Source organism: Saccharopolyspora tripterygii (genome assembly GCF_054778355.1).
This window is the reverse complement of the sequence record NZ_BAAGZP010000036.1, coordinates 1-22,756: the sequence shown is the minus strand read 5'-3', so window position 1 is coordinate 22,756 and position 22,756 is coordinate 1. Positions and strand designations below refer to the sequence as shown.

Here is a 22,756-nt window from a genome sequence, read left to right as displayed (position 1 = left end):
CGCTTGTCGATTCGGAAGATCCCACGGATGTCCCAGGAAGCAGTTGGACATCGGTGGGGGTCAACGCTCCAGTTCGTTGGCGGCCGAACCTGGCTTCCGCGGCGTTCGGCCGACCCATCCACGCGCCCTGTTGAAACCGGAGGATCGATGCCCATTTCACGACGTAGCATGGTCGGTGCCATCGGAACGTTGGTGCCCGCGCTGGCCGCCTCTCCCGTTCGTGCAGCATCGCCCTTGGCTCCCGCCCCGTCGAAGGACAAGACACCCGGCGAGATCGCAAAGGACGAGCGTTACTGGCGCAACGTTGCCGAGCAGTTCAACGTCACGAACGACTTCATCAACCTGGAGAACGGCTATTACGGGATCATGCCCGACGCCGTCCGTCAGACGTTCCACAGCAACGTCGATCTGCTGAACAGTCGTAATTCACGGCTTCTACGCACTACCTACAAGTCTGAGGCTGACAAGATCAGGCAACGGATAGCCGACCTCCTCGGTGCTCAGCAGGGCGAGATCGCCCTGACCCAGAGCGGGACCGAAGCATTGCAGAACCTCATCGGTGGCTACAACGAACTACGCCCAGGTGACGCGGTCATGTATGCCGACCTCGACTACCCAGATATGCAAAATTCCATGGACTGGTTGAAGGATCGCCGCGGTGTCAAGGTCGTGACCCTCGCGATACCCGAACCCGCTACTCGACAGGCCGTCCTTGACGCTTACGCTGCGGCGTTTCGCGACCATCCTGCGGTCAAGCTCTTGCTGCTGAGCCACGTGAACAATCGCACCGGCCTCGTCCTGCCTGTTCGCGAGATCGTGAGCATGGCACGTGACCACGGTGTCGATGTGATCGTCGATGCGGCCCATTCCTGGGGGCAACTTGACTTCACGGTCGCGGACCTAGAAGCCGACTTCGTCGGCTTCTCCCTGCACAAGTGGATCGGTGCCCCATTGGGAACCGGATTCCTCTATGTTCGTCAGCATCGGTTGAATGCTATCGACCCAGCGTTCGCCGACCGGTCGTACCCGCCGGACGATATTCGGTCTCGAGTCGTTTCTGGGACCCGGGACGTCGCTTGTGTCCTATCGGTGCCGTCTGCTTTGGACCACCATGTCTCGTTGGGAAGCACCGTCAAGCACGCGAGGCTTCAGCACCTGCGCGACTGCTGGGTCAAAGCCGTCAGCGACATCGACAACATAGAGATTCTGACCCCTGAGGACCCGTCGATGTACAGTGCGATCACGAGTTTCCGTATTACGGGACGGATCTCCAAGGCGGACAACGAAGCGATCAGCAACTACCTCTTCGATCGATACCGCATCTTCACAGTTGAGCGGGATGGTCCTGTCAAGGGAAGTTGCGTCCGTGTGACTCCTGCGTTGTTCACTCTTCGTGAGCAGGTGGATCAGTTGGCGGCCGCGCTGCACGATGCCGCCGAGCGGTTCCGCGCATGACGACGCAGGCATGGCCGAACAGCGATCTTCGCGGGCTGTCGCACATCAGCATGGCCGGCTTCTCCACGATCATTCGTTGTTCGGTCCGTGTTTGTGGGCGAGGGTCTTGCCGGTGAGGGACAGGTGAGCTTCGAGCCGCATCCGCTCGGAGATGTGCGGGTAGTGCAGCTCGAACGCCGGACGTTCGGAGCGGATGCGCGGCAGCTCGGTGAAGTTGTGCCGCGGCGGCGGGCAGGAGGTCGCCCACTCCAGGGAGTTGCCGTAGCCCCACGGGTCGTCGACCTCGGCGACCTCGCCGTACCGGTAGCTCTTGAAGACGTTCCACAGGAACGGCAGCATCGACGCACCGAGGATGAACGCGCCGATGGTGGAGATCGTGTTCAGCGTGGTGAAGCCGTCGGACTCCAGGTAGTCGGCGTAGCGGCGCGGCATGCCCTCGTTGCCCAGCCAGTGCTGGACCAGGAACGTGGCGTGGAAGCCGATGAAGGTCAGCCAGAAGTGCAGCTTGCCGAGCCGCTCGTCCATCATCCGGCCCGTCATCTTCGGGAACCAGAAGTAGATGCCGGCGAAGGTGGCGAACACGATCGTGCCGTAGAGCACGTAGTGGAAGTGCGCGACCACGAAGTAGGTGTCGGAGACCATGAAGTCGATCGGCGGCATGGCCAGCAGGACACCGGTGAGACCGCCGAAGAGGAAGGTGACCAGGAAGCCGACGCTGAAGATCATCGGCGTTTCGAAGGTCAGCTGCCCCTTCCACATGGTGCCGATCCAGTTGAAGAACTTCACGCCGGTCGGGATCGCGATCAGGAATGTGGTGAACGCGAAGAACGGCAGCATGACGGCGCCGGTGGCGTACATGTGGTGCGCCCACACGACGACGGACAGCGCGGCGATGCCCAGCGTCGCGTAGACCAGGCCCGTGTACCCGAACAGCGGCTTGCGGCTGAACACCGGGAAGATCTCCGAGACGATGCCGAAGAACGGCAGCGCGACGATGTAGACCTCGGGGTGGCCGAAGAACCAGAACAGGTGCTGCCAGAGGATGACGCCGCCGTTGGCCGGGTCGAAGACGTGGGCGCCCAGGTGGCGGTCGGCCATGAGCCCGAGCAGCGCGGCGGTCAGGATCGGGAACGCCATCAGGATCAGCACGCTGGTGACGAGGATGTTCCAGGTGAAGATCGGCATCCGGAACATCGTCATGCCCGGCGCGCGCAGGCAGACCACGGTGGTGATCATGTTCACGGCTCCGAGGATCGTGCCAAGGCCGCTGACGAGCAGACCTGAGATCCACAGGTCAGCTCCCGCGCCGGGCGAATAGATCGCGCTCGACAGCGGGGTGTAGGCGAACCATCCGAAGTCGGCAGCTCCACCCGGGGTCAGGAATCCGGCCACGACGGTGATGCCGCCGAACAGGTAGAGCCAGTAGCTCAGGGCGTTCAGCCGCGGGAACGCGACGTCCGGCGAGCCGATCTGCAGCGGAAGGATGTAGTTCGCGAAGCCGAACAGGATCGGGGTCGCGTACAGCAGCAGCATGATCGTGCCGTGCATGGTGAACAGCTGGTTGTACTGCTCCTGCGAGATGAACTGCAGCCCGGGCTTGGCGAGCTCGCCGCGGATCAGCATCGCCATCAGGCCGCCGACCATGAAGAACGCCATCGATGTGACCAGGTAGAGGATGCCGATCTGCTTGTGGTCCGTCGTGCGGAACATCCGCGCCAGGAACGACCCCTTAGCCATCTTGCGGTTCGGGGAAAGCCGGGTCGGGGCCGGTTGTGACGCCACCGTTGTCAACGTTGCCTCCTGACTATGAGCCGGCCGCTCAAGCAACCGAGCAGTGCGCCCAGCGCTGCTGTAGCCACACTATAGATGAACTACTACCGGTCATCGTAAGGGTGTACTACTGCGTCTAGTAGAAAGCTAATCCCGGGTCGAGCAGGTTTCCCGTCCGAGCTGCGGGGAGCTTGCGTTGACTGCGCGAAGGTGAGCCGCTGGGGCGGCGAGGGGCCTGCTGCACTGGTCTGACCGTCAGTAGGAGCTCATGAAGACGAGGGAGAACGGTCCAACGTGACCTTACGTCAGGTGAAGCGTTCGTTGCGGAGTGCGATCTCGGCCTCTGTGGTGACTGTGGCGGCTGTCGCGGTGACTGCACCCGCGCTCGCGCAACCGTCGGACCCGTTGAGTGGTTCCGACGCGATGCGGAGCTACAAATAGCTGAGCGAAGATTCGAGCAAGGCGAATGAGGATGTCCTCGTCGCCCAAGATGGACTCACCAAGAAACAGGCTGAGCTCGACGCAGCCAAGCTAATACGGCAGCCAAGCTCCTTGCTGACGTGCGTCAGCGCAAGAAGGACCTGGGAAGCCAGGTCGAGGACTTGCGCGAGGAGATGGGCGAGTTGAGCTCCGATGAAAAGGCCGGGTTGCGTGGGCCGGTCGATTCCGGCAGCTACCTAGGGCCCGCCCGGTGCGGCGAACCCTGCCCTGCAGGCAGCCCCGTCCAAACGGGGTCGGAGTACGTGTGGGGCTCCAAGGGGCCAGCGACGTTCGATTGCTCCGGCCTGACCAACTGGGCACACAAGCAGCCCGGGATCACCATCCCGGGCAACAGCAGGGCGCAGTGGGGTGCCGGTAGAGCGGTACCGAAGGACCAGTTGCAACCCGGAGATCTGATCTTCTTCGACGACGGCAGCGGCGACCCATCCACGATCCACCACGTTGGTATGCAGGTCGGTGGCGGGAAGATGATTGACGCGCCGACCGAGGGACCGAGGGACAGCTGGTGGTCGTGGTCAGCGAAGGGCGACGGGCACTATATCGGCGCTCATCGGATCGTCGTGTGAACTCGTTAGGGGCGGTCCAGCGCCGGGCGGCCTCATTTCCTCGGGCGCCATTGCTGCGGCCTGTTCCTCCTGAGGTCCCTGTTGCGGTGAGCCCGGGCAATCCGAGTAGAGTCCGGCCTCCGGGATACGTACTATCGATGCTAGTAACCGACGAACTCGAGGCGGACGAGGATGGCGAGCAAGAAGCAGCCCGGTAAGAACAGCGTCGCAGCGGCGCGGGGCAGTTCCGTTCCCTGGATCATGATCGCAGCGGTTACGGTCGTCGTGGTATTCGCCGGCGGTATCTTCGGGTATGTCTACATGCGGTATTCGGCGAACACTGAGCGCGAGGCAGCGGTCGCCCCGTGGACGCCCTCGGACTCGAATCGTGATCCGGCGCGGAACATTCCCGGCGTCACCTTCAAGGACTACGAGGCAGGCAAACACGTGCAGCCTGCTCAGCGGGTCAAATACGAGGCGAGCCCGCCGTTCGGTGGTCCGCACGACGGAGCCTGGGCCGCCTGCAACGGCGTGGTCTATGACAGTCCCGTCCGGACGGAGAACTTCGTCCACTCACTCGAGCACGGTGCTGTGTGGATCACCTACAACCCCGAGCGCGTCGATGCTACTGGGGTTGAGGCGCTGCGGAAGGCTGTCGACGGCCAGCAGTATCTGACGATGTCGCCCTACCCGGGCCTGGACAAGCCGATCTCGTTGCAATCGTGGGGTCGTCAGCTCAAGGTGGATAGTCCCGCTGACCCGCGGGTCGACCAATTCATCCGAGCCACTCGCGCAAACCAGTACACCCATCCGGAGGTCGGCGCCTCGTGCGATGCGCTGGGGCCGGGGCAGTTCGACCCCGACGCGCCGCCATCCTTCGATCCGAATCCGCCCGGCCCGGATGCCGTGCCCATGGCCGCTAGCAGGGGATCACGGGCAGATCAGCAGCTCGGTCAAGACAACTGGATGTGAGTGAGATGGCCTGGAAAGCAACCTCACGTCCGCTGAGGGGCGCCCTCATCGCAGGTATGCTGCTTGCCGTTGGACTGCTCGTTGCGGCAGCCGTGTTGTTCCTCGCGACACCTGACCGGGAGGAGACGAAGGCCTCCGGCTCGGTGGACGTCGGCTTCGCCCAGGACATGAGCGTGCATCACCTGCAAGGCGTGCAGATGGCCAACATCGCGCGCGAAACGAGCAGAGATCCGGCCGTGAGGCAGTTGGCCTTCGACATCGAAACATCCCAGCTGGAGCAGGCCGGCCGGATGAAAGGCTGGCTGAGCTTGTGGAACCAGCCTGACCTCCCGCCTGGCGCATACATGACCTGGATGCGTCAAGATGCATCGCACGAGCAGCACGGTCAGGGTGCGAAGGCTCCCGCCATGATGCCCGGCATGGCGTCTGCTGAGGACCTGGCGAAGCTACGTGCTTTGGCCGAGCCCGAATTCGACACCTACTTCCTCCAGCTCATGATTCGTCACCACCAGGGAGGAGCGCCTATGATGCGTGAGGCCGTGGATCGCGCTGACCAGCCCCAGGTGCGCAACCTGGCTCAACAGATGTTGAACGCGCAGAGCTCCGAGATCGACGTCATGACCCAGATGCTCGCGACGCGCGGAGCTCGCCCACTACCGATGCCGAACTGATCGCGGCGCCTTGACAGCTGACGCATGCCGCCGACCCGGCGAGGCCGCCGCCTAGACCGCGAGCAGAGGTTTAGACGGCTATCTGCGCTGCAGTTTGCTTGTCAGCTAGCAGATAACGTCTTGTCAATGCTGGTTGTGCAGCTGAGAACGACCTGTGAATGAAGGTGTCCCGGGCCAGTGGCAATTCAATAATTCTCCATCATGTTCTGGCAGTCACATTCGTCGGAAGTTTCTCGTTTGCCCGGTAGAGGAAGGTAGTGCGCGTCGTCATGGGCGGCTGTTGCAGACCCTTGTCGTTGAGGCTGTCCGCTGTAGCCCAACTCCCGGCTAATTCGAAGCGGCGAGGTCCTCTTGTGGAGCCCCCCACTTGGCCTGGTTTGTCGTCCGTTACCGTTTTGTCCAGGATTTGGTACGGCGGAATGGGTGTGAGCACGTGACGACAAACTTGAAACTCAGTGTGTTAGTGGCGACCGTCGCCACGATCGTGGTGGCGGTGCTGTTGGTTGCCACTCGTCCCAGTGGGCCCTCTGGGCAGGTTGCTGAGCCCGCGCCGTCAGCTCCGGTGCCGGCCGAGGTGTTGGTTCGCCCGGACAGTCACAAGCTTTCGACCGCGCCCGATGGTGCGGTTACCGTTGTCGAGTTCCTCGATCTCGAGTGTGAAGCGTGCAGGGCTGCCTTCCCGGTCGTGGAACAACTTCGCCAGGAGTACGCCGGGCGGGTCACCTTCGTGATGCGCTACTTCCCGATCCCCAGCCACCGCAACTCCGATCTCGCGGCGCGGTCCGTCGAGGCTGCGGGGCAGCAGGGAAAGCTCGAAGAAATGTATCGGAAGATGTACGAGACGCAGGCGCAGTGGGGCGACCAGCAAGTCGATCATCGTGCGACATTCGTCGGATTCGCTCGTGAGCTCGGACTCGACGTCGCGACATTCGAAGCAGCGCTCGACGCCCCAACGACCGCCGAGCGCGTCCAGGCAGACTTCCGCGAGGGCATCAACATCGGAGTTGAAGGCACCCCAACGTTTTTCGTAAACGGGCGCCACCTGTCCGCGATGCCGACGTACGAGACGCTCAGGGCTGCCATTGAACGAGAGCTCGCAACCTCGCCGCGCTGAGATCAGGGAGGCGCTGGCGATCTTGTTGTACCGGAACGGGATACCCCGAAGAAGCATCCTCATCGCTTCAAACTACCCTGCCTAGTAGTCCAGGGTTGGGTGTGACGAAAGGGTGCGGTGCTGCGAAAAATGCGTGCGAGGCGTTCGTGGTCCCTCCTTGGCGTCGTTGCTCTCCTCTTGCTGGCGGGTTGCGGTTCTGGTGCGGACTCCGGGCAGGCAAGTGGGTTCACCTTCGTTTCGCCAGGGGGTCAGACCAAGATCTTCTACGATCCACCCGGGTCACGAGGAACCGTCTCCGCTTTGGCCGGTGAAGACCTGCTCGAACCGGGCAAGCAGCGTTCGCTCTCCGAGTTCGCGGGCAAAGTCGTCGTAATTAACGTGTGGGGTTCCTGGTGCGGACCATGCCGGAGTGAGATGCCGCACTTGCAACGTGTTTACGACCAGACCAAGGGCTCCGGAGTCGAGTTCCTCGGGATCGATGTACGGGACGGGATGCGCAGCGGGCCAGTTGACTTCGTGCGCAACCGCGGCATCACGTATCCCTCGATCTACGATCCATCGGGCCGGTCGTTGATGGCGCTCAAGGGGTATCCACGCAGTGTGGTGCCGTCCACGATCGTGCTCGACCGGCAGCACCGCGTCGCAGCTATCTATCTGACGCAGATCCTCGACTCCGAACTGCTGCCAATCGTCCAACGGATCGCGGCCGAACCGGACGGATCGACAGGAGGACGGCCGTGAACCTGACCGACCTGGCAATCTCGGGGCCTCTGCTGCTGGCTGCCCTGCTGGCTGTCACTGCGGGGGCCGTATCCTTCGCTTCCCCGTGCTGCCTACCGCTGGTGCCGGGTTACCTCGCTTACCTCGCGGGACTGGTGGGAGCCCAGTCGCCGCCAATCGACCTGGCCGACCGGGAGCGGCACCCGGTGCAGGGGCGGTGGCGAGTAGCTGGCGCCGCGTTGTTGTTCGTGTTGGGATTCACGGTCGTGTTCGCGGCGACTACGGTCGCTGTCCTCGGCTTCTCGGATGCCGTCCTGGCCAACGAACAACTGCTGCAGCGGATCGGCGGCGTCATCACCGTTGCGATGGGCCTGGTTTTCCTCGGCCTCGTACCGCAACTTCAGTTCAGCGTGAAGATCCGACGCCCGCCGCGGCCGGATGGTCTGTGGGGTGCGCCGCTCCTGGGTGCTGTCTACGGCTTGGGCTGGACGCCATGCCTGGGCCCCACGCTGACCGGGGTCATCGCGGTGGCGAGTGGCACCGACGTCGGTCCCGCCGCAGGTCGAGGTGTGCTCCTCATCGCGGCTTACTGCCTGGGCCTCGGGTTGCCGTTTATCGTGCTCGCGCTCGGGGCACGGTGGGCGGTTCGTGCGACGAGCTGGCTGCGCAGGCACGTGCGGCGAGTGCAACAGGTCGGTGGCGCCTTCTTGATCATGATCGGTCTCGCGTTGGTGACGGGCATGTGGGGCGAGTTGATCTCCTTGTTGCGTGGCCCGATCGCCGGGTTCACGCTTCCCATCTGAGTCGGCCAGGGCCCTACAAGCATGCTTAGCCTGGACCACCGGTGGATCCAAGCTTAGTGCTCGGAACGGAGTGATGTGGGCCTCGAAATGATCCGCAGTGTTCCGGCACCTCGGCGGCTATACCTGTCAGGCGGCTTCAGCCGTGATGGAGAGAAGGCTGGAACTTCTCCCAGTTCTCAGGCGAGAGTGTGAACGTGGACTGTTACACCTGCCGCGAGGCGCTGTCAGCACGACTGGACGGCGAGGCGCCGCCGCTGCCAGACGAACAGCTCGTGGGGCATCTCGCGGAGTGCGCCGATTGCCGATTCTGGCAGCACCGCGCCACCGAACTGACCCGGGCGCTGCGGGTGCGTGCCGTCGAACCGACACCAGACCTCACCGTGCCCGTGCTCAACGCCGTACTGCCCTTGCGTGACCGCTTCCTGCGCAGGTGGCCCCGGATCCTGCTCGCCAGCGTCGCACTGGGCCAGATCGCGCTGGGGAGCGCGCAAATGTTCGGAGTCGGCCACGCTGAATATGATCACCTCATGGCCAGGCATCTGTTCAATGAAAGCAGCGCATGGAACCTGGCACTCGGCCTGGGCATGCTCTGGACCGCGTGGCGAGTCCGCGCGAGCTCCGGATTACTGCCCGTGCTGGCCGCATTTCTCACCGTGTTGAGCGGATTCAGCATCCCCGAACTCATCAACGGTAACGTCCCGATCAGCCGACTCGTCTCGCATGGCCTCTTGGTGTTCGGGCTTGCCTTGCTGCTCGTCGTGCAAAGTGATTTCTCTCGCTGGAGCCCTCGTCCCGGCAACACAGAACCCGGAAACGCGTTCGATTAGGCATTCCAACTCGCCAACAGCACAGACCTCCGGACCGGAACCCGAACAGAACCACAGGCACCTGGGGCCTACGGCACTCCGACGATCAGCTTGACCGTGCGACTCCGCACCGACAATTTTGCGGTGATGACGGTGGGGCGGGCGGTTGGGCACGGAGCGTTGTGCCGGGGGGAGCTCGTGCGATGTTGATTAACTATGAAGCTGACGGGAGCCTCCTCCCTGGTCACCCGCCTGCCGAGATTACCGGCGCGCTGAGACCTGAATGACCGCTTGAGAAGCCCTTCCGGAAGCGGGCCATCTGCGACCAGCAGGCCGCCCGCCTCGCGTGCGCATTCGCGGTCGTGTGCGCCGAGACTGGAAATCCTTGCTGGGGCGCGGATTCAGCGAATGTGACTACCACGATCGCTCCAGTGGAGCCCGGCTGCCGCCAGCATGACATACCGAAAGTGATCACCAAGCGCAGGTGACGCCCCCCACATCGGCACTACTCCGCGGAGTCAACGAGAAGAAATTAGATGACCTGAACGGGTGACACGTTGAAGTATTCATAACCGTCAGTTACGTTGGTGGTGCTACATCACGATTTGGTCACGACGCCTCGCTCGAGAGGCCGCCGCATCCCCGGCGGTGGTGGCCGGATCTTTCCCCGACTCCGGAAGGCGCACGTGTACAAGCATCGAAAGACGGACGGCCAGGCCCCGAATGCGGCAGTCCGCGCACTCACTCAAAAGCTCAGCTCACACTCGGGTGGTGACGCCCGTAGCAGCAAGGTGTCAGGCAAGGCTCTCAGCGCGGCCATCGTCGGCACCGCCGTCGTGGCGATTGGTTACCCAGTAGTAGCGGGCGCGGATCCAGAGCCTGCCCCGGTCTCCTCGCAGGTCTTGCCTGCCGCCCAAGCAGCTCCGGCTCCGGCGCTACCTCCTGGGCCTGCTGCTGCTCCGGCAGCGGTGGTGCCGAGCGCTCCCGAGGTCCGCCCGCAAGCCGTCACCAAGTCGCTCGCCGTCGACTACCAAGCGCAGGAAACCGGATACTGGTGTGGTCCCGCTGCGGCGCGCATCGCCCTGTCCGCCATGACGAAGGATCTGCCGAGTCAGGCCGCGCTGGCCACCGAACTCGGTACCACCGAGAACGGCACCGATCACATCAGTCAGTTCATCGATGTGCTCAACAAGCGGCTCGCCGGGAACCGCGCGCCCTACGTGGTCAAGGAGTGGGCTGGCCGTCCGATCACTCCTGAGATGAAGAACGAGTTGTGGTCTGACGTCATCCGCAACGTTGATGCCGGCAAGGCGACGGTGGCCAACATCGTCGCGACGCCTGACAACCAGCCGCCTGGATATCCTGCGGACCAGACGATCTACCACTACGTGTCGGTCATCGGTTACAACGCGGAGAACCAGACAGTGCACATTTCCGATTCGGCGCGATTCAGCGGAATCACGGAGCACTGGCTGAGCCTCGATCAGCTCGCGTCACTGATCCAGACCAAGGGGTATGCCGTCTGATCGACAGCATCTACTGAAGAGCAGTTGAAGGCCCGCCGAACTTCGGCGGGCCTTCGGCATGCTGGACAGCTGATTCCGATCTCGCGCTGTGCCGCCGCCCAACAGCCGCAGGTGCAGGCTGTTGGGCACGGGGAGCATGTTGCCGAGGGTCATTGCCGGTCGGCATCAGTGGATTGAGCCGCCCGGCCGAAGTCGGCGGCAGTCTGGCGAGGTTGTCGGCAAAGGCCCAGATCGGGTTTCCCGTGGCGGCGTGATTCGGCGAGCGGGATGGTGTCGACCGCGGCTTCGCAAGCTGCCCCCTGGTGAGGGTCAGATCGCCGACTCCGACTGCGATGGCGGCGTGGTCAACAGCCAAGAAACCTACTATATTTAGTAGTAGTCTTGGAGGTCATCGGATCGAGCAGGGACGGTGGACGTAGTGTCGGCAGAATCGAAGGACCTCGAACTGCGGCGGCGGCATTGGGACAAGCATTCTCGCAGCTATGACAAGCAGATGGGGTTCATGGAGCGCAAGTTCTTCGGTGACACCAGAAAGTGGGTGTGCCGTCAGGCTAGGGGCGAGGTGCTCGAGGTAGCTGTGGGTACCGGGTTGAACCTCGATTGGTATCCGGACGAGACGCGGTTGACGGGCATCGACCTGAGCTCGCGCATGCTGGACCTCGCGCGTCGTCGAGCGGATGCCACCGGTCGCGTGGTTGAGCTGAGCGTTGGCAACGCGCAGCAGCTGGAGTTCGCGGACGAGTCATTCGACACCGTGGTCTGCACCTTCTCCCTCTGCGCGGTTCCGGATGACCGCGGGGTGGTCGACGAGATGAAGCGCGTTCTGAAGCCCGGTGGTCAGTTGCTGCTTGCAGACCACGTCATCAGCACCTCCTGGTCGGCGCGGATCGTGCAACGGATGCTGGATCTGGTGACCGTCCCGACAGCTGGGGAAAACTTCCGTCGTCGCCCCATCCGATACGTGCGGGCAGCCGGCTTCCTCATCGAGGAGCACGAGCGGTTCAAGCTGGGCATCGTCGAAAGGATGGTCGCTCGCAAGCCGATCCCTGATGGTCCAGGAGTTTCCTGATTGATTCCTGGATGCGTGCTTCGGTCGGTTGCGGATGGTCGTGATCCCACGCCGACGCTGTAATGACGGCGGACAGCCTCGGATGAGCTCTTCGAGTGGCGCGGCATCTGCCACTCGGATCCTTACGAGGCCCGACGCTCCGTCATTGCGTTGGGCAAACGTGAGGTATGAACAGGCACGACCCGACGACTGCGGTCATGAAGGCGAGCACTCCCACCGCGGTCCACGCCGAGCGAAGCGGTGAAATCGGTGCCCGCCGCGGTGCCTGACCGGATTCAAGCTGAGCGATCCGTGCGTCCAGTAGGCCGGGTTCCGCGAACGGGGCCACGAACTCGGGTTTCGCGACTGGAGACAACACGCGCAGTAGCGCCCCCGCGAGTGCCGATCGTCCGCAAACGTTCACCGCATGGCGATCGGCTGCCAGTTCGTAGTCGCGCCGGGCACGGGACCGCATGTCCTGGGCTGCTGGCATGAACCACAGGTGGGCAGCGAGCAATCGTCCGAGCAGCGCGCGCAATGGATCTCTCCGTTGCACGTGCGCTTGTTCGTGGGCCAACACCGCGTGTAGCTCAGCATCGTTCAAGCTCTCTGCCAGGCCGGTGCTGATCACAATCGAAGGTCGTAGGAGTCCGATGGTTACAGCTACCTGCTCCTGAGTGTCTACCACTGTGACCCGTTCAAGCTGCCTGAGTTCGGTCACGACAGCGTGGACGGAGGCGGGCGTCGATACTCGCCGGCGAGCGACCAAGGCATGGAACCGGTGGGTCTGCAGCAGTCCGAGCGCCACGGCACGCACTGAGTTGCCGACCGCAACCGTGCCGGAGAGGACCAGCAGGATCGAGGAAAGCGCGCCGGGATGGCCCGCGATACCGAGGGCGCGGGCGTCGGGGTTGATCGTGAAAGCCGCGATCAAGCACCAGGATAGGCAGAGCGCGGGATAGGTGGCCGTCGTCGCGACCACCAGTGCCCACAGTGGACGGTCCGCCTTCATTGCTCGTCGACCAGGCGACGTAGCCGTGCCCGCAGGTGCTCATCTTCGCTGACGTGGTCGACGAAGGACACGAGGGCTGCTTCGCCGTAGTCGTTGAGCAGGCGTCGTACCCCGATCTCAGCGGCGCTGCCAACAGCTGGTAGGTAGGCGTACCCGCGGCCAGCCCGCTCCCGCTGTGCTACTCCTCGCTTGGCCAGCCGTGAGAGCACAGTCATGACCGTGGTGTAGGCCAGCGCCGGATCACGACCGCTATTGAGCTCGGCCAGTACCTCGCGAACTCGCATTGCCGAATCAGCCTGCCACAGCACGGCCATGACCTCTGCCTCAAGCGATCCGAGATCAGACGTGCCTGCCGGGCGTCCCACGGTTCAAATACTACCCTGCCATCGTCGTAGAGGGTGTGCGCCACGGAGGTCGGCGAAGATATCTGGATCAACACTCGATCTGACAAGCTCGAGCAGCGGTTGTCGCTACGAACGTCGTCATACCGGGGCCAACGCTGAGGCCGTGTCCATCTCGTCAGCGCCTTCTGAGTCGGGGACGGGAGCCTGCTTCAGTCTACGATCAAACATAGTACGATCTAGAGTCGTTATGTTCGATCGGTGTTCACCTTGCCCAGATCGGCGGCGGCTCGAGCCCGCGCCGGTTTCTGGATGGGTTGGACTCGGCTGCTGTTGCCGCACTGCGATTCGCGGCTCAGCGGCAGGAGACCCACACTGTTCCTCGTGCCGGTGGGCAGCGAGCGTCGCGCCCAGCAGGTACCAGGCGGATGTAGCCATGTCGGTTGAAGCAACAAGTGTGGTCGTCCGGGAAGTTCATGGTGGTGGCGAATGGAATGCGGTTGCCAACACGGCGGGGTCAGCTTGTCGATGGCCGTGCGGGGACTTCCTGAGTTCGAACTGCGCGGCGATGCCGATGTCGTTGATGTCAGCGGTGACAGCAGGCTTGTACGACGTGGTGGTCTGTTCTGCGCTGTGCCAGGAACCCGGCAGGATGGGCATGCCTTTGTGGGCGAGGCAGCGGCCGCTGGCGCCAGTGCTTTGCTGGTGAAACGCTTTGCCGACGTGCCCGTTCCCCAAGTGCGGGTGCCGTCGGTGCGGTCGGCGGTGGGGCCGGTTGCTGCGGCGGTGCACGGACACCCGGCAGATGAGCTCAGGATCGCCTCGGTGACCGGAACAAACGGCAAGACGACCACGGTTCACCTGGTCGAAGCGGCGCTAGCCGCAGCAGGCTATCGCACCGGCCTGATGTCCACGGTCGAAACGCGTGCCCCAGGGTGGCGGAGCCCGGCGACGTTGACCACTCCGGATGCCGCGGAACTGCATCGGACGTTATGCCGCATGCGTGCGGCTGGCGTTCAGGTGGCAGCTATGGAGGTGTCTTCGCACGCGATCGACCAGCACCGAATTGATCCCGTGATGGCCGAGGTCGCTGTGTTCACGAATCTCAGTTCGGAGCACCTAGACTACCACGGCACTGTGGAGCAGTACTACGCGACGAAGGCGGCGTTGTTCACCCCGGACCGCTGCCGCAAGGCGGTGGTCAACATCGATGATCCCTGGGGGCAACGGTTAGCGGCTCAGTCGCAGGTGCCGACTGTGACCGTAGGGCACAACTCGAAGGCGGACGTGCGAATTGATGTGTCCACTTCTGCCCTCGACGGGGCGCGTCTGACCGTGCACGAGGGGGACCAACCAGTGGAACTGGCCATCTCCATCGCCGGCGGAGGTCACGTCACGAACCTGGCAGTTGCCTATGCCACGGCTCGTCTGATGGATGCATCCCGAGACGATGTGGTTGCAGGCCTCGAGGCCGCTCCGCCGCCCGGCCGGTTCGAACACGTGGACAACGGCCAGCCGTTCCTGGTGGTGGTGGACTTCGCGCACACACCGGCGGCATTGGCCGAAGTGCTCGCGTCCGCCCGTGCGGCGAGCACAGGCGGTCGAGTCCACTTGGTCGTGGGGTGCGCGGGGAATCGAGACCGGTTCAACCGGCCTGATATGGGACGTGTGGCTCTAGCGGCGGATACCGTGCTCTTCACCGCCGATGATCCCTACGAAGAGGACCCTGAGGAGATCATCGCGCAGATGCTCACCGGCACGATCGGTTGTGAGGGAGCGGAGGTCGAGGTTGAGCCAGATCGCAAGCAGGCGATCGGCGCGGCGATCAGGCGTGCCGAAACCGATGACGTCGTGCTTATCGCTGGACGTGGCCACGAGCGCTACCAGACGACCAAGGGGATCCGGCATCGGTTCAGCGATGTTGACGTTGCCAGGTCGTCCCTAATGGACCAGGGCTGGGAAGAGCGCTCCACACAACAGCAGGCGGGATCTTCCGAGGCGCTGGGGGCGTGGCGATGATCAAGCGCACTATGAGGGAGATCGCGGACGCAATCGGCGGGCGTCTTCACCGCACCGACGGTAGCCCCGTGGTGACCGGCAGCGTCGAGTTCGACACACGACAGGTCGGCCCCGGTGATTTGTTCGTCGCCGTGCCAGGGGAGCGGGTCGACGGGCATGACTTCGCCGAAGCCGCGATGCGGGCCGGCGCGGTCGGCGTGCTGGCAACCCGGGAGGTCCCGGCACCCGCCGTGATCGTTCCTGCGCTCGATGGCGACACCACTCCACGTACAGACGGACCTGGTAAAGCACCGTCGGTGCTGGCGGGGTTGGCGTCCCTGGCCCGCAGCGTCGTTGCCGACCTCGGTCGTTCCGGACGAATGCAGGTAGTCGGGGTGACCGGCTCCTGCGGGAAGACATCCACGAAAGACCTGATCGCCCAGGTATTGGAACCAGTGGGGACAACCGTGGCCCCGCCCGGCTCGTTCAACAACGAACTCGGCCATCCGTGGACGGTGCTGCGCGCCGACGAGGCGACCCGCCATCTCGTGCTGGAACTGGCTGCCACGGCTCCCGGCGATATCGCCGCGCTTTGCCGGACCGCACCGCCCCGAGTCGGCGTGGTGCTCAACGTCGGCAGCGCACACCTCGGCTCGTTCCGCTCCCGTGACGCCATTGCACAGACCAAGGGAGAGTTGGTGGAAGCCCTGCCCCCAGCAGCGATGGGAGGTGTTGCGGTGCTCAATGCGGACGACCCGCTGGTCGCGGCGATGGTCGAGCGGACATCGGCCAAGGTGGTGCGTTTCGGCACGCACGCCAGCGCCGACATCCGCGGAGTCGACGTGATACTCGACGATCAGGCGAGAGCCAGGTTTCGGCTGGTCAGCCCCGCCGGGGAGGCGCCAGTTATGCTCCGTTTGCATGGCGCGCACCAGGTGGCCAACGCACTGGCGGCCGCCGCTGTGGGGATTGAGCTGGGTGCAGGCGTTGACCAGGTTGCTGCGCTGCTGTCCCAAGCCCGTCGGCGATCCGCGCACCGCATGGACGTGAATACCCGTGCCGACGGGGTCACAGTGATCAATGACGCCTACAACGCCAATCCCGAGTCCGTGCGCGCGGCGTTGGAGAGCCTCGCCGCTATCGCAGGAGCGAGGTCGCGACGGTGTTGGGCCGTCCTCGGTCCGATGACGGAACTGGGCGAAACAGAAGCCGAGGAACATGCCGAGATCGGACGTCTCGCTATGGCGCTGGGTATCAACCACCTGCTGGCCGTGGGCGATCGAACGACGGACATGTACCTCGCAGCTTGCCGCGAAGGTTCGGACCGCGGGGACGCAATTCTCGTGCCGGATGCCGACGTCGCCACCGCTGTGCTCGATCAGCGACTTGGTGCAGACGATGTCGTGCTGGTCAAGGCGTCCAACACCGCGCGGCTGTGGCGGGTCGCCGAGGCGTTGCTGCCGACAAGGTCGGGCGATTGACGTTGCGCGGGAATGTGGTTACGGGCGCCGTTCGCTCGCTTCGGTGCAGCGCGGACCGGGGCGTGCAACTTCTCGATACTTCAGTCAGAACGGGCGATCGAACTCGGTCTCACGAAGCAGTGAGCGGCCCGGCCGCCGCCCTTGCGGACCTGAAACACGCCCGGTTCCGCGAGGTGTTCTTGGCGCAGTTTCTTACCGCTGTCTGGAATGACGGGCAGCGGTGTTGCGCAGGGCGCTCGGTCAGGTGAAGGGCGTTCGCGTTGTGAAGGTGCGTCCACCGTCCGAGGACACCAGCACCGCGTTCGCAGTCGCGACGTACCACCGGTCGCGGTCAACAGTCATGGCCTGCGGGGTGCTTCCGAGCTGTCCGCGTGCTTCCCACGTTGTGCCACCGTCGGGGCTCATGAAGGCGCGACCCCGGGGATCCAAGCCGTGGAGCTGATCCGGTTTGGACCAGTCGAGGAGGTACAGCAATGGTGTGTTCGGGGTCGAGGTGAAATTCCGGCCGCCGTCGGTGCTGCGGATTGGGCCTTGCTCGGTGGTTGCCACCAGTTCCTCGGGGGAGGCGGGACTCACCGTGAAGTCGGCTAGCGGCGCGGTTGCCAAGCGCTCCCAGGAGGTCCGATCCTCGCTGGACAGCAGAGCGCCAGCCGTTCTGCTGTGCCCGACGACCTTCCCGTGTTTGGCTTCCAGGCTGTGGAAGTCGACCTGTCCGGACAACGACAGGGGGTGCCAGGTGCGTCCGGTGTCGGTGCTTTCGATCAGCCCGAGGTTTGCCTGTGCCTCGCCTGTGCGGGGATCCGGGTGACCGCTGCCGAGGAAGTGGCCGGGCCCGACGACAGTGAAGCTCATGGTGTCCTGTCGCAGGTCACTGACTCGCTCGGGCTTGCCTCCTTCGGGCAAGCGGAACAGTCCGTAGTGGGTTGCGCTGTAGAGCATTCCATCTGCGGGGTCGACGCCCAGGCCGTGCACGTGCCCGAGGGGCTCGGTGGCGGGACTACCGAGGCCGCGTTCATGCCTGTTGTAGCTGGTCCAAACCGTGGCAACAGCCACAGCGATGATCAGCAGCGCGGTGGTCGAAAACAGCACCGTGCGTCGCGGGTTGTTGCTCGATCGTCGAGGTTTCATGTGGTTCCTGCGCGATCGGTTCTGTCGGTGTGGCAGAACCGGTAGTCCTTTGTTCTAGCGACGATGCGTTGCCTCCAGCCGGCGGTTTGCTGCGAGGTAGTTGGGCGCGATGCCTCCGGAGAGCCACACGTGCGGTCCGGGTGGGTGGCGCGCACTCGTGGAATCCGCAGGATGCGGATCTTCTCCGATGAGACGGCCGGCCTCGAACTGACACGGCGGGCAGCGCTCGTCTGGAGAGCCTTTAGCCGGCGGGATCATGCCGTCGCAAGATTTCGGACGGCTAAATCGGCCCAACTTGTTCTGAAGACCTTGTGCCTGTTGCCGATGTGAGCCGCCAAGGATGGGGTGGGCGTGAGAACCCACCCCATGCCTCATGCGTTATCCCTGGAGCAGCTTGTGCATCTCGTCGATCTCGGCCTGCTGGGAATCGATGATGCGCTGGGCGAGTGCCTTGGCCTCGGCGTTGCTGCCCTGGCTCAGTTCGACCTTGGCCATGTCGACGGCGCCCTGGTGATGTTTGATCATCATCTCGAGGAACAGCTTGTCGAACTCGCCGTCCTTGGCCGCCATGAGCTGGTTCATCTCGTCCTGGCTCATCATGCCCGGCATCGGCGCGCCGGACTCCATGCCGGGCATCGAGCCGTGGTCCATTCCCGGCATGCCGGTGGGGGGCGTCTGTGCTCCCCATGCCTGGAGCCAGCCGGTCATCTGCTTGATCTCGGGGTCCTGCGCCTGCTCGATGCGGCCGGCGAGGTCGAGCACCTGCGGGTTGGATGTGCGGCCCTGGACCATCTTGGCCATGTCCAGTGCCCCCACGTGGTGCGGGATCATCTGCTGGGTGAAGGTGATGTCGGCCTGATTGTGGTCGCCCTGTTGCGCGGTGCCGGGTGCCGGGGCGGCGGTCGAGGGGGCCATGTTGCCCATGTCGTGGCCGCCGCCAGTGTTGCCGCTGCATCCGGCGAGTACAGCCCCTGCCGTCAGAGCGGCAAAGGTGGTTGCGATCAAGGTCTTCTTGCGCATGGGTGTTTCCTCGTCGTTCTGGTTCACCTGAGGTTGGATGTGCTTCGGTGTCGCTGCAGACCGTGCAGCTTGCCGGTCACAGCCGGAGAACGCAGATCGACGAGAGCAAGTCCGGGCCCGCGCGCGCCCGCGCCGGTCGATGAGGGGAGGCCTGTGCCGGGAAGCGTCCGGTCCCTGGCTCCTGGAGGTGCTTGCTGCCGCGGAAGATCAGCACTGCCCCGGTGAGTGCGGTGATCGCGCACAGCACCGCTAGGCAGAGGTGCATGAGGTTGTGGGAGTCGGATCCGTGTCCGCCTTCTGCCACCTCTGACCCGATGCTGGTCCTGGGGGTGCAGCAGTCACTGCGGTGAGAGTCTTCGCTATGCGCAGCCGCCGATGTGGTCGTGCTGCTCGATGCGGTAGTGGCGTGCGTGCCGGCCGCGCCGTTCGCGCTGAGGTGGTGCATTCCGAGCAAACCGAGGAGCAGCCCGCAGAGCAGCGCCCACAGCAGGGCTCGACGGCTTGCGTGCGTGCTCACGAGGTTCACGATAAACGACTATTCGGCTGCGGTTGTGCTGGCGTGCGGGAGGCCACGGCGATCCGGCGCCGGACGGCTCATGTGGACGTGATGCGTGAACACAGTGGCCATCCTACCCTCAGGGGGTATTTGCGTCGAGGCGGGCGACTGATGGGAGTCACAGCAGTGCACGGCAACCCGGAGGCGGCTCCAACACCTCCGGGGCACCTTAAGGGCCGGTCCGAGGCGTCGACCGCATGGTCGAGGAGGACAAGTACTGCATCGATGTCCTCGCCCAGGTGTCCGCCGTGTTGCGGACGCTCAAGGTCGTGTCGATCGGTCGCCTGGATGTGCACCTGAGGCACTGTCTCGCTGAGGTGACTGCCAGTAATGACAAGGAGGCCGAGGTCAAGGTCTCAGGGCAGCGAAGCGTTAGCGTGCCTCGCGCTTCAGTCCGGGCGGCACACATCGCTTGTGGGGCCCGGCGGGGCCGATACGTTATCGTCGGGCCTCTGCGTCTACCCCCACGGGGTACGCAGAGTGCAGCGGCGCAAGCGGATGCGAATCCGCCTCCTACTTGTTGGGCGTTTTCTTCACCGGGGAGAAGTCATGGACGATCACATGCAAAGCCGCGACCAGTTCCATCATGACCGCGTGCACGAGGGGCATGAGGAAGAGCACGATCACCGACCGCTGGAAGGTCGCGCGCTGACCCGCTCGGCAGTGTCGGCCACCGCGCACTGCTTGACCGGGTGTGCGATCGGCGAGGTGCTGGGCATGGTGATCGGCACGGCGTTGGGCCTGTCGAACGCCGTGACCATCGTGGTGGCGATCGTGCTGGCGTTCTTCTTCGGCTACAGCCTGACCATCCTGCCCGTGTTGCGCTCCGGGCTGGCCTTCGGCGCGGCGCTCGGTGTCGCGCTCGCTGCCGACACCCTGTCGATCACCGTGATGGAGATCGTGGACAACCTCATCATGGTGGTCATTCCCGGCGCGATGGATGCTGGGCTGGACAGCGCGCTGTTCTGGGGTGCCCTGGCGGTCTCGCTGCTGATCGCATTCGTGCTGACGGTCCCGGTCAACCGGATGTTGATCGCCCGGGGCAAAGGGCACGCGGTCGTGCACAAATACCACCACTGACGAGGCCGCTCAGGAGCCGCAGCGAACCTGGCAGCTAACGTGCTGGGACACGGTACTTTTCGGGATGTTTCGGTAGCGAGGTCTTCACACTCCTTTCCTGCGGCAGGAGTTCGACGCAGCAACACAACGGCGACAGTAAAGAAATCTCGACTGCCGAGGTCGTCGACTGGCCTCCCAGCGAACCTAGGAGGCCAGTCGGGGTGTCCTGTGGATATCTTCCAGATTCCCTGAAGGACTACCTCACGTGAGCTTCCGGAACTGGCTCACGGGTTCCTCGAGAGTCCGGAAAATGAGGCCAGGGTGAGGCTTCGGGCCGAAGGACGTGGACTTGCGGGGTAAACGCACTCCTGCCGCGGCTGCCTTCACGAGATCCTCCTGCGCAGGAGGATTCGTGAGCACCGCGACACCGCCGTTGCGGCGTACCTGTCGTACTGCCTCGACTGCATTCTGCTCGTAGCGGATGTCTTCTGGTGAATCGTGAATCTGCCACAGCTGATCTATCAGAGCTGTGTGCAGGACCGCAACGTGCATGTTGCGGATTGCGGGTTGGGTGTCGCGCATCGCCGCATCCAGGAATCCCGGCTCAGGATCGCTCACCAAGAACCCCCCTTGCGGGGTCGCGAGTACGAAGGCCGGGCCTCTACGTGCGTGGTGTTTGAGAACTGTAGCCCAATGTGGGAGCTCACCACGTAATGGTTGTACCCGAAACCTGGTGCGCGATGCCTTGAGCGCCAGTTGCGGGTCAGCGAAGGGTAGTACCCGGTGGATCGGCGCGAGGCGCAGCGGACTGGCCTTGACGTCGACGAGGAGACCTGGCAGAAAATCCCACGGGCCTGGCCCGTGGCCTTCCGCGTAGATCGAGCGCCGCAGCTGTCTGGTGGCAGCGTGGCGGTGGTGGCCGTCGGCGATGTATGCCGCGCGAGCATCGAGCTCGTCGATGATTTCGTCCTGGTCGGCGTAGTCGGTGATGCGCCAAAGCCGATGCGACTGTCCGTCGTTGGCCAGCACCTCCGTGACAGGTGCTTCCTGCGTGGCATCTGCGATGCGTTTGGTCGTCCGCCCATCGCCCGAGAAACCGAGTAGGACCGGCTCGGGGTTGACCTGCCCGCCCTGCAGTACCTCGATGAGGCTGTCAACCCGCTCCGGGATGACGTCCTCGTGGGGGAGAAGACCACTGTCGAGGTGCACCGCGGCCAGGATGCCGCGAACAGACCCGTGCGGTCCGGATTGTTCGTAGACGTAAAAGGCCGGGCGACGATCCTGGATGACCGCACCACTCCGCTGCCACGCGCGGAAGGTGTGGTCAAGCCCAGCAGGCGTTCCGCTGTTCTTGCCCGACAAGGTCGCATATTGGGACGCAAGGGAATCGAGGTGGCGTGTGGTGATGCGCCAGCCACGGAAGGGCACGACGCCGACACCGTTGCGTGGCGTCCTGAGGGCAGGGAATGGAGCGGTGGTCTCGGTACCTGGCTGGTCGCCGTCTTGGTGGTCGTCCCCGTGCACATCGTCTTCGGCCAGCCTGTGCTTCTCAGCCCGCGCGGGCCCGAGGGCGAGGAAGAAACCGAGTGCGCACGCTGTCGCCATGACCAGAATGACGCTGGGCACGGGCATGATCCCAACCATTGGACCGGCTAGCAGCGGACCGACAGATTGGCCGACGAGCAGGTAGCTGTTGGCCGTGCTGACGAATGAGCTCTTCTGCGTGCCAGGCGCGTGCTTGCTGAAGTGCAGGAACAGGGACTGGGCGAGCGCAGCGAAGGAGAAGCCCTGAACCAGGCGGAACGGGATCATTCCGAACGGGTCCAGTGGGAGCGCGACGATCGCGATGCTCGCGGCGCAACCACCAGCGGCGACCGCGAACGTGCGCATCGGGCGCTGCGTGAGGTCGTTGTGCTTGCCCCACCAGAATGATCCGATCAAGGTCGCGCCCCACATCACCGCATGGAGCACACCAACCCACAGGCTTGCCGCGGCGTGGTCCGCGACGACTCGCTCCACCTGCTCGGCGTAGACAGGGATGAGCCCGTAGACGCCGAAGTAGGCACCGATTGCGGCAACCGCGAGCAACGCCGCACCCGGAACCTGCATGACCGACGGGCGTTTCCTGTCGTTCTTTGCGGACGTGTCGACGTTGTTGGGAGTATCGCGCTCGGGTTCGTGTAGGCCGATTGCGCATGCGATGGCTAGTAGTGTTGCGGTGCCGGCGATG

General features: G+C 64.0%; 21 protein-coding genes. 14 read left to right on the top strand and 7 right to left on the bottom strand.

Going from position 1 to position 22,756, the window contains the following annotated elements:
* Nucleotides 1-168 precede the first annotated feature (168 nt).
* Nucleotides 169-1,455: an aminotransferase class V-fold PLP-dependent enzyme gene (locus ACYVF3_RS25175; protein ID WP_406690597.1), complete on the top strand. Its 1,287-nt coding sequence runs from the start codon at nucleotides 169-171 to the stop codon at nucleotides 1,453-1,455.
* A gap of 69 nt (nucleotides 1,456-1,524) precedes the next feature.
* On the opposite strand, the gene ctaD is transcribed toward ACYVF3_RS25175, so the two are convergent.
* On the bottom strand, nucleotides 1,525-3,246 hold the full coding sequence (ctaD, locus tag ACYVF3_RS25170; protein ID WP_406690598.1) for an aa3-type cytochrome oxidase subunit I: 1,722 nt from the start codon (nucleotides 3,244-3,246) through the stop codon (nucleotides 1,525-1,527).
* Nucleotides 3,247-3,785: 539 nt separating this feature from the next.
* On the opposite strand from ctaD, the gene ACYVF3_RS25165 reads away from it, so the two are divergent.
* From ACYVF3_RS25165 to ACYVF3_RS25125, 9 genes are all read left to right on the top strand, one after another.
* Entirely contained in the window at nucleotides 3,786-4,292 is a 507-nt protein-coding gene (locus ACYVF3_RS25165; protein WP_406690599.1) for a C40 family peptidase, read from the top strand.
* A 171-nt stretch (nucleotides 4,293-4,463) separates the two neighbouring features.
* On the top strand, nucleotides 4,464-5,243 hold the full coding sequence (locus ACYVF3_RS25160; protein ID WP_406690600.1) for a DUF3105 domain-containing protein: 780 nt from the start codon (nucleotides 4,464-4,466) through the stop codon (nucleotides 5,241-5,243).
* 56 nt (nucleotides 5,244-5,299) lie between these two features.
* On the top strand, nucleotides 5,300-5,914 hold the full coding sequence (locus ACYVF3_RS25155; protein WP_406690601.1) for a DUF305 domain-containing protein: 615 nt from the start codon (nucleotides 5,300-5,302) through the stop codon (nucleotides 5,912-5,914).
* A 433-nt stretch (nucleotides 5,915-6,347) separates the two neighbouring features.
* Nucleotides 6,348-7,028 carry a DsbA family protein gene (locus tag ACYVF3_RS25150; RefSeq protein ID WP_406690602.1) on the top strand — a complete coding sequence of 227 codons (681 nt, stop codon included), beginning with the start codon at nucleotides 6,348-6,350 and terminating at the stop codon, nucleotides 7,026-7,028.
* A 129-nt stretch (nucleotides 7,029-7,157) separates the two neighbouring features.
* On the top strand, nucleotides 7,158-7,769 hold the full coding sequence (locus ACYVF3_RS25145; RefSeq protein WP_406693281.1) for a TlpA disulfide reductase family protein: 612 nt from the start codon (nucleotides 7,158-7,160) through the stop codon (nucleotides 7,767-7,769).
* Nucleotides 7,766-8,551, top strand: coding sequence for a cytochrome c biogenesis CcdA family protein (locus ACYVF3_RS25140; protein WP_406690603.1), 786 nt, complete (start codon nucleotides 7,766-7,768; stop codon nucleotides 8,549-8,551). The genes ACYVF3_RS25145 and ACYVF3_RS25140 overlap by 4 nt, the downstream gene beginning before the upstream one ends.
* A gap of 194 nt (nucleotides 8,552-8,745) precedes the next feature.
* Entirely contained in the window at nucleotides 8,746-9,378 is a 633-nt protein-coding gene (locus ACYVF3_RS25135; protein ID WP_406690604.1) for a zf-HC2 domain-containing protein, read from the top strand.
* 665 nt (nucleotides 9,379-10,043) lie between these two features.
* The gene (locus ACYVF3_RS25130) at nucleotides 10,044-10,883 is read left to right on the top strand and encodes a C39 family peptidase (protein ID WP_406690605.1); all 840 of its coding nucleotides are present in this window, start codon (nucleotides 10,044-10,046) and stop codon (nucleotides 10,881-10,883) included.
* 409 nt (nucleotides 10,884-11,292) lie between these two features.
* Complete coding sequence (locus tag ACYVF3_RS25125; RefSeq protein WP_406690606.1) at nucleotides 11,293-11,952, top strand: class I SAM-dependent methyltransferase; 660 nt, start codon at nucleotides 11,293-11,295, stop codon at nucleotides 11,950-11,952.
* Between the two features lie 142 nt (nucleotides 11,953-12,094).
* On the opposite strand, the gene ACYVF3_RS25120 is transcribed toward ACYVF3_RS25125, so the two are convergent.
* Complete coding sequence (locus ACYVF3_RS25120) at nucleotides 12,095-12,913, bottom strand: M56 family metallopeptidase (protein WP_406690607.1); 819 nt, start codon at nucleotides 12,911-12,913, stop codon at nucleotides 12,095-12,097.
* Nucleotides 12,914-12,939: 26 nt separating this feature from the next.
* Nucleotides 12,940-13,308 carry a BlaI/MecI/CopY family transcriptional regulator gene (locus ACYVF3_RS25115; RefSeq protein ID WP_406690608.1) on the bottom strand — a complete coding sequence of 123 codons (369 nt, stop codon included), beginning with the start codon at nucleotides 13,306-13,308 and terminating at the stop codon, nucleotides 12,940-12,942.
* Between the two features lie 504 nt (nucleotides 13,309-13,812).
* On the opposite strand from ACYVF3_RS25115, the gene ACYVF3_RS25110 reads away from it, so the two are divergent.
* Nucleotides 13,813-15,303, top strand: a complete 1,491-nt coding sequence (locus ACYVF3_RS25110) for a UDP-N-acetylmuramoyl-L-alanyl-D-glutamate--2,6-diaminopimelate ligase (protein WP_406693282.1) — start codon at nucleotides 13,813-13,815, stop codon at nucleotides 15,301-15,303.
* On the top strand, nucleotides 15,300-16,763 hold the full coding sequence (locus tag ACYVF3_RS25105; protein ID WP_406693283.1) for a UDP-N-acetylmuramoyl-tripeptide--D-alanyl-D-alanine ligase: 1,464 nt from the start codon (nucleotides 15,300-15,302) through the stop codon (nucleotides 16,761-16,763). The genes ACYVF3_RS25110 and ACYVF3_RS25105 overlap by 4 nt, the downstream gene beginning before the upstream one ends.
* A 240-nt stretch (nucleotides 16,764-17,003) precedes the next feature.
* On the opposite strand, the gene ACYVF3_RS25100 is transcribed toward ACYVF3_RS25105, so the two are convergent.
* From ACYVF3_RS25100 to ACYVF3_RS25090, 3 genes are all read right to left on the bottom strand, one after another.
* On the bottom strand, nucleotides 17,004-17,891 hold the full coding sequence (locus ACYVF3_RS25100; RefSeq protein WP_406690609.1) for a F510_1955 family glycosylhydrolase: 888 nt from the start codon (nucleotides 17,889-17,891) through the stop codon (nucleotides 17,004-17,006).
* Nucleotides 17,892-18,269: 378 nt separating this feature from the next.
* Nucleotides 18,270-18,911, bottom strand: coding sequence for a DUF305 domain-containing protein (locus ACYVF3_RS25095; protein ID WP_406693284.1), 642 nt, complete (start codon nucleotides 18,909-18,911; stop codon nucleotides 18,270-18,272).
* Nucleotides 18,912-18,987: 76 nt separating this feature from the next.
* Entirely contained in the window at nucleotides 18,988-19,428 is a 441-nt protein-coding gene (locus ACYVF3_RS25090; RefSeq protein ID WP_461156724.1) for a DUF6153 family protein, read from the bottom strand.
* 236 nt (nucleotides 19,429-19,664) lie between these two features.
* On the opposite strand from ACYVF3_RS25090, the gene ACYVF3_RS25085 reads away from it, so the two are divergent.
* Together ACYVF3_RS25085 and ACYVF3_RS25080 are read left to right on the top strand one after the other, a co-directional pair.
* The gene (locus ACYVF3_RS25085) at nucleotides 19,665-20,057 is read left to right on the top strand and encodes a metal-sensitive transcriptional regulator (protein WP_406690611.1); all 393 of its coding nucleotides are present in this window, start codon (nucleotides 19,665-19,667) and stop codon (nucleotides 20,055-20,057) included.
* Nucleotides 20,029-20,547, top strand: a complete 519-nt coding sequence (locus ACYVF3_RS25080) for a DUF4396 domain-containing protein (RefSeq protein ID WP_406693285.1) — start codon at nucleotides 20,029-20,031, stop codon at nucleotides 20,545-20,547. The genes ACYVF3_RS25085 and ACYVF3_RS25080 overlap by 29 nt, the downstream gene beginning before the upstream one ends.
* Before the next feature lie 240 nt (nucleotides 20,548-20,787).
* Here the strand turns inward: ACYVF3_RS25080 and ACYVF3_RS25075 are convergent.
* Nucleotides 20,788-22,756, bottom strand: a 1,969-nt coding sequence (locus tag ACYVF3_RS25075) for an MFS transporter (RefSeq protein ID WP_461156723.1), incomplete at its 5' end; no start/stop codon positions are given.

What these genes read in the sequence shown, in the direction of transcription:
- ACYVF3_RS25175 (WP_406690597.1), top strand. Translation starts at nt 169, where the DNA reads ATGGTCGGTGCCATCGGAACGTTGGTGCCCGCGCTGGCCGCCTCTCCC.
- ACYVF3_RS25160 (WP_406690600.1), top strand. Translation starts at nt 4,464, where the DNA reads ATGGCGAGCAAGAAGCAGCCCGGTAAGAACAGCGTCGCAGCGGCGCGG.
- ACYVF3_RS25155 (WP_406690601.1), top strand. Translation starts at nt 5,300, where the DNA reads ATGCTGCTTGCCGTTGGACTGCTCGTTGCGGCAGCCGTGTTGTTCCTC.
- ACYVF3_RS25145 (WP_406693281.1), top strand. Translation starts at nt 7,158, where the DNA reads ATGCGTGCGAGGCGTTCGTGGTCCCTCCTTGGCGTCGTTGCTCTCCTC.
- ACYVF3_RS25110 (WP_406693282.1), top strand. Translation starts at nt 13,813, where the DNA reads ATGGCCGTGCGGGGACTTCCTGAGTTCGAACTGCGCGGCGATGCCGAT.
- ACYVF3_RS25105 (WP_406693283.1), top strand. Translation starts at nt 15,300, where the DNA reads ATGATCAAGCGCACTATGAGGGAGATCGCGGACGCAATCGGCGGGCGT.
- ACYVF3_RS25100 (WP_406690609.1), bottom strand. Translation starts at nt 17,891, where the DNA reads ATGAAACCTCGACGATCGAGCAACAACCCGCGACGCACGGTGCTGTTT.
- ACYVF3_RS25095 (WP_406693284.1), bottom strand. Translation starts at nt 18,911, where the DNA reads ATGCGCAAGAAGACCTTGATCGCAACCACCTTTGCCGCTCTGACGGCA.
- ACYVF3_RS25085 (WP_406690611.1), top strand. Translation starts at nt 19,665, where the DNA reads ATGGTCGAGGAGGACAAGTACTGCATCGATGTCCTCGCCCAGGTGTCC.
- ACYVF3_RS25080 (WP_406693285.1), top strand. Translation starts at nt 20,029, where the DNA reads ATGCAAAGCCGCGACCAGTTCCATCATGACCGCGTGCACGAGGGGCAT.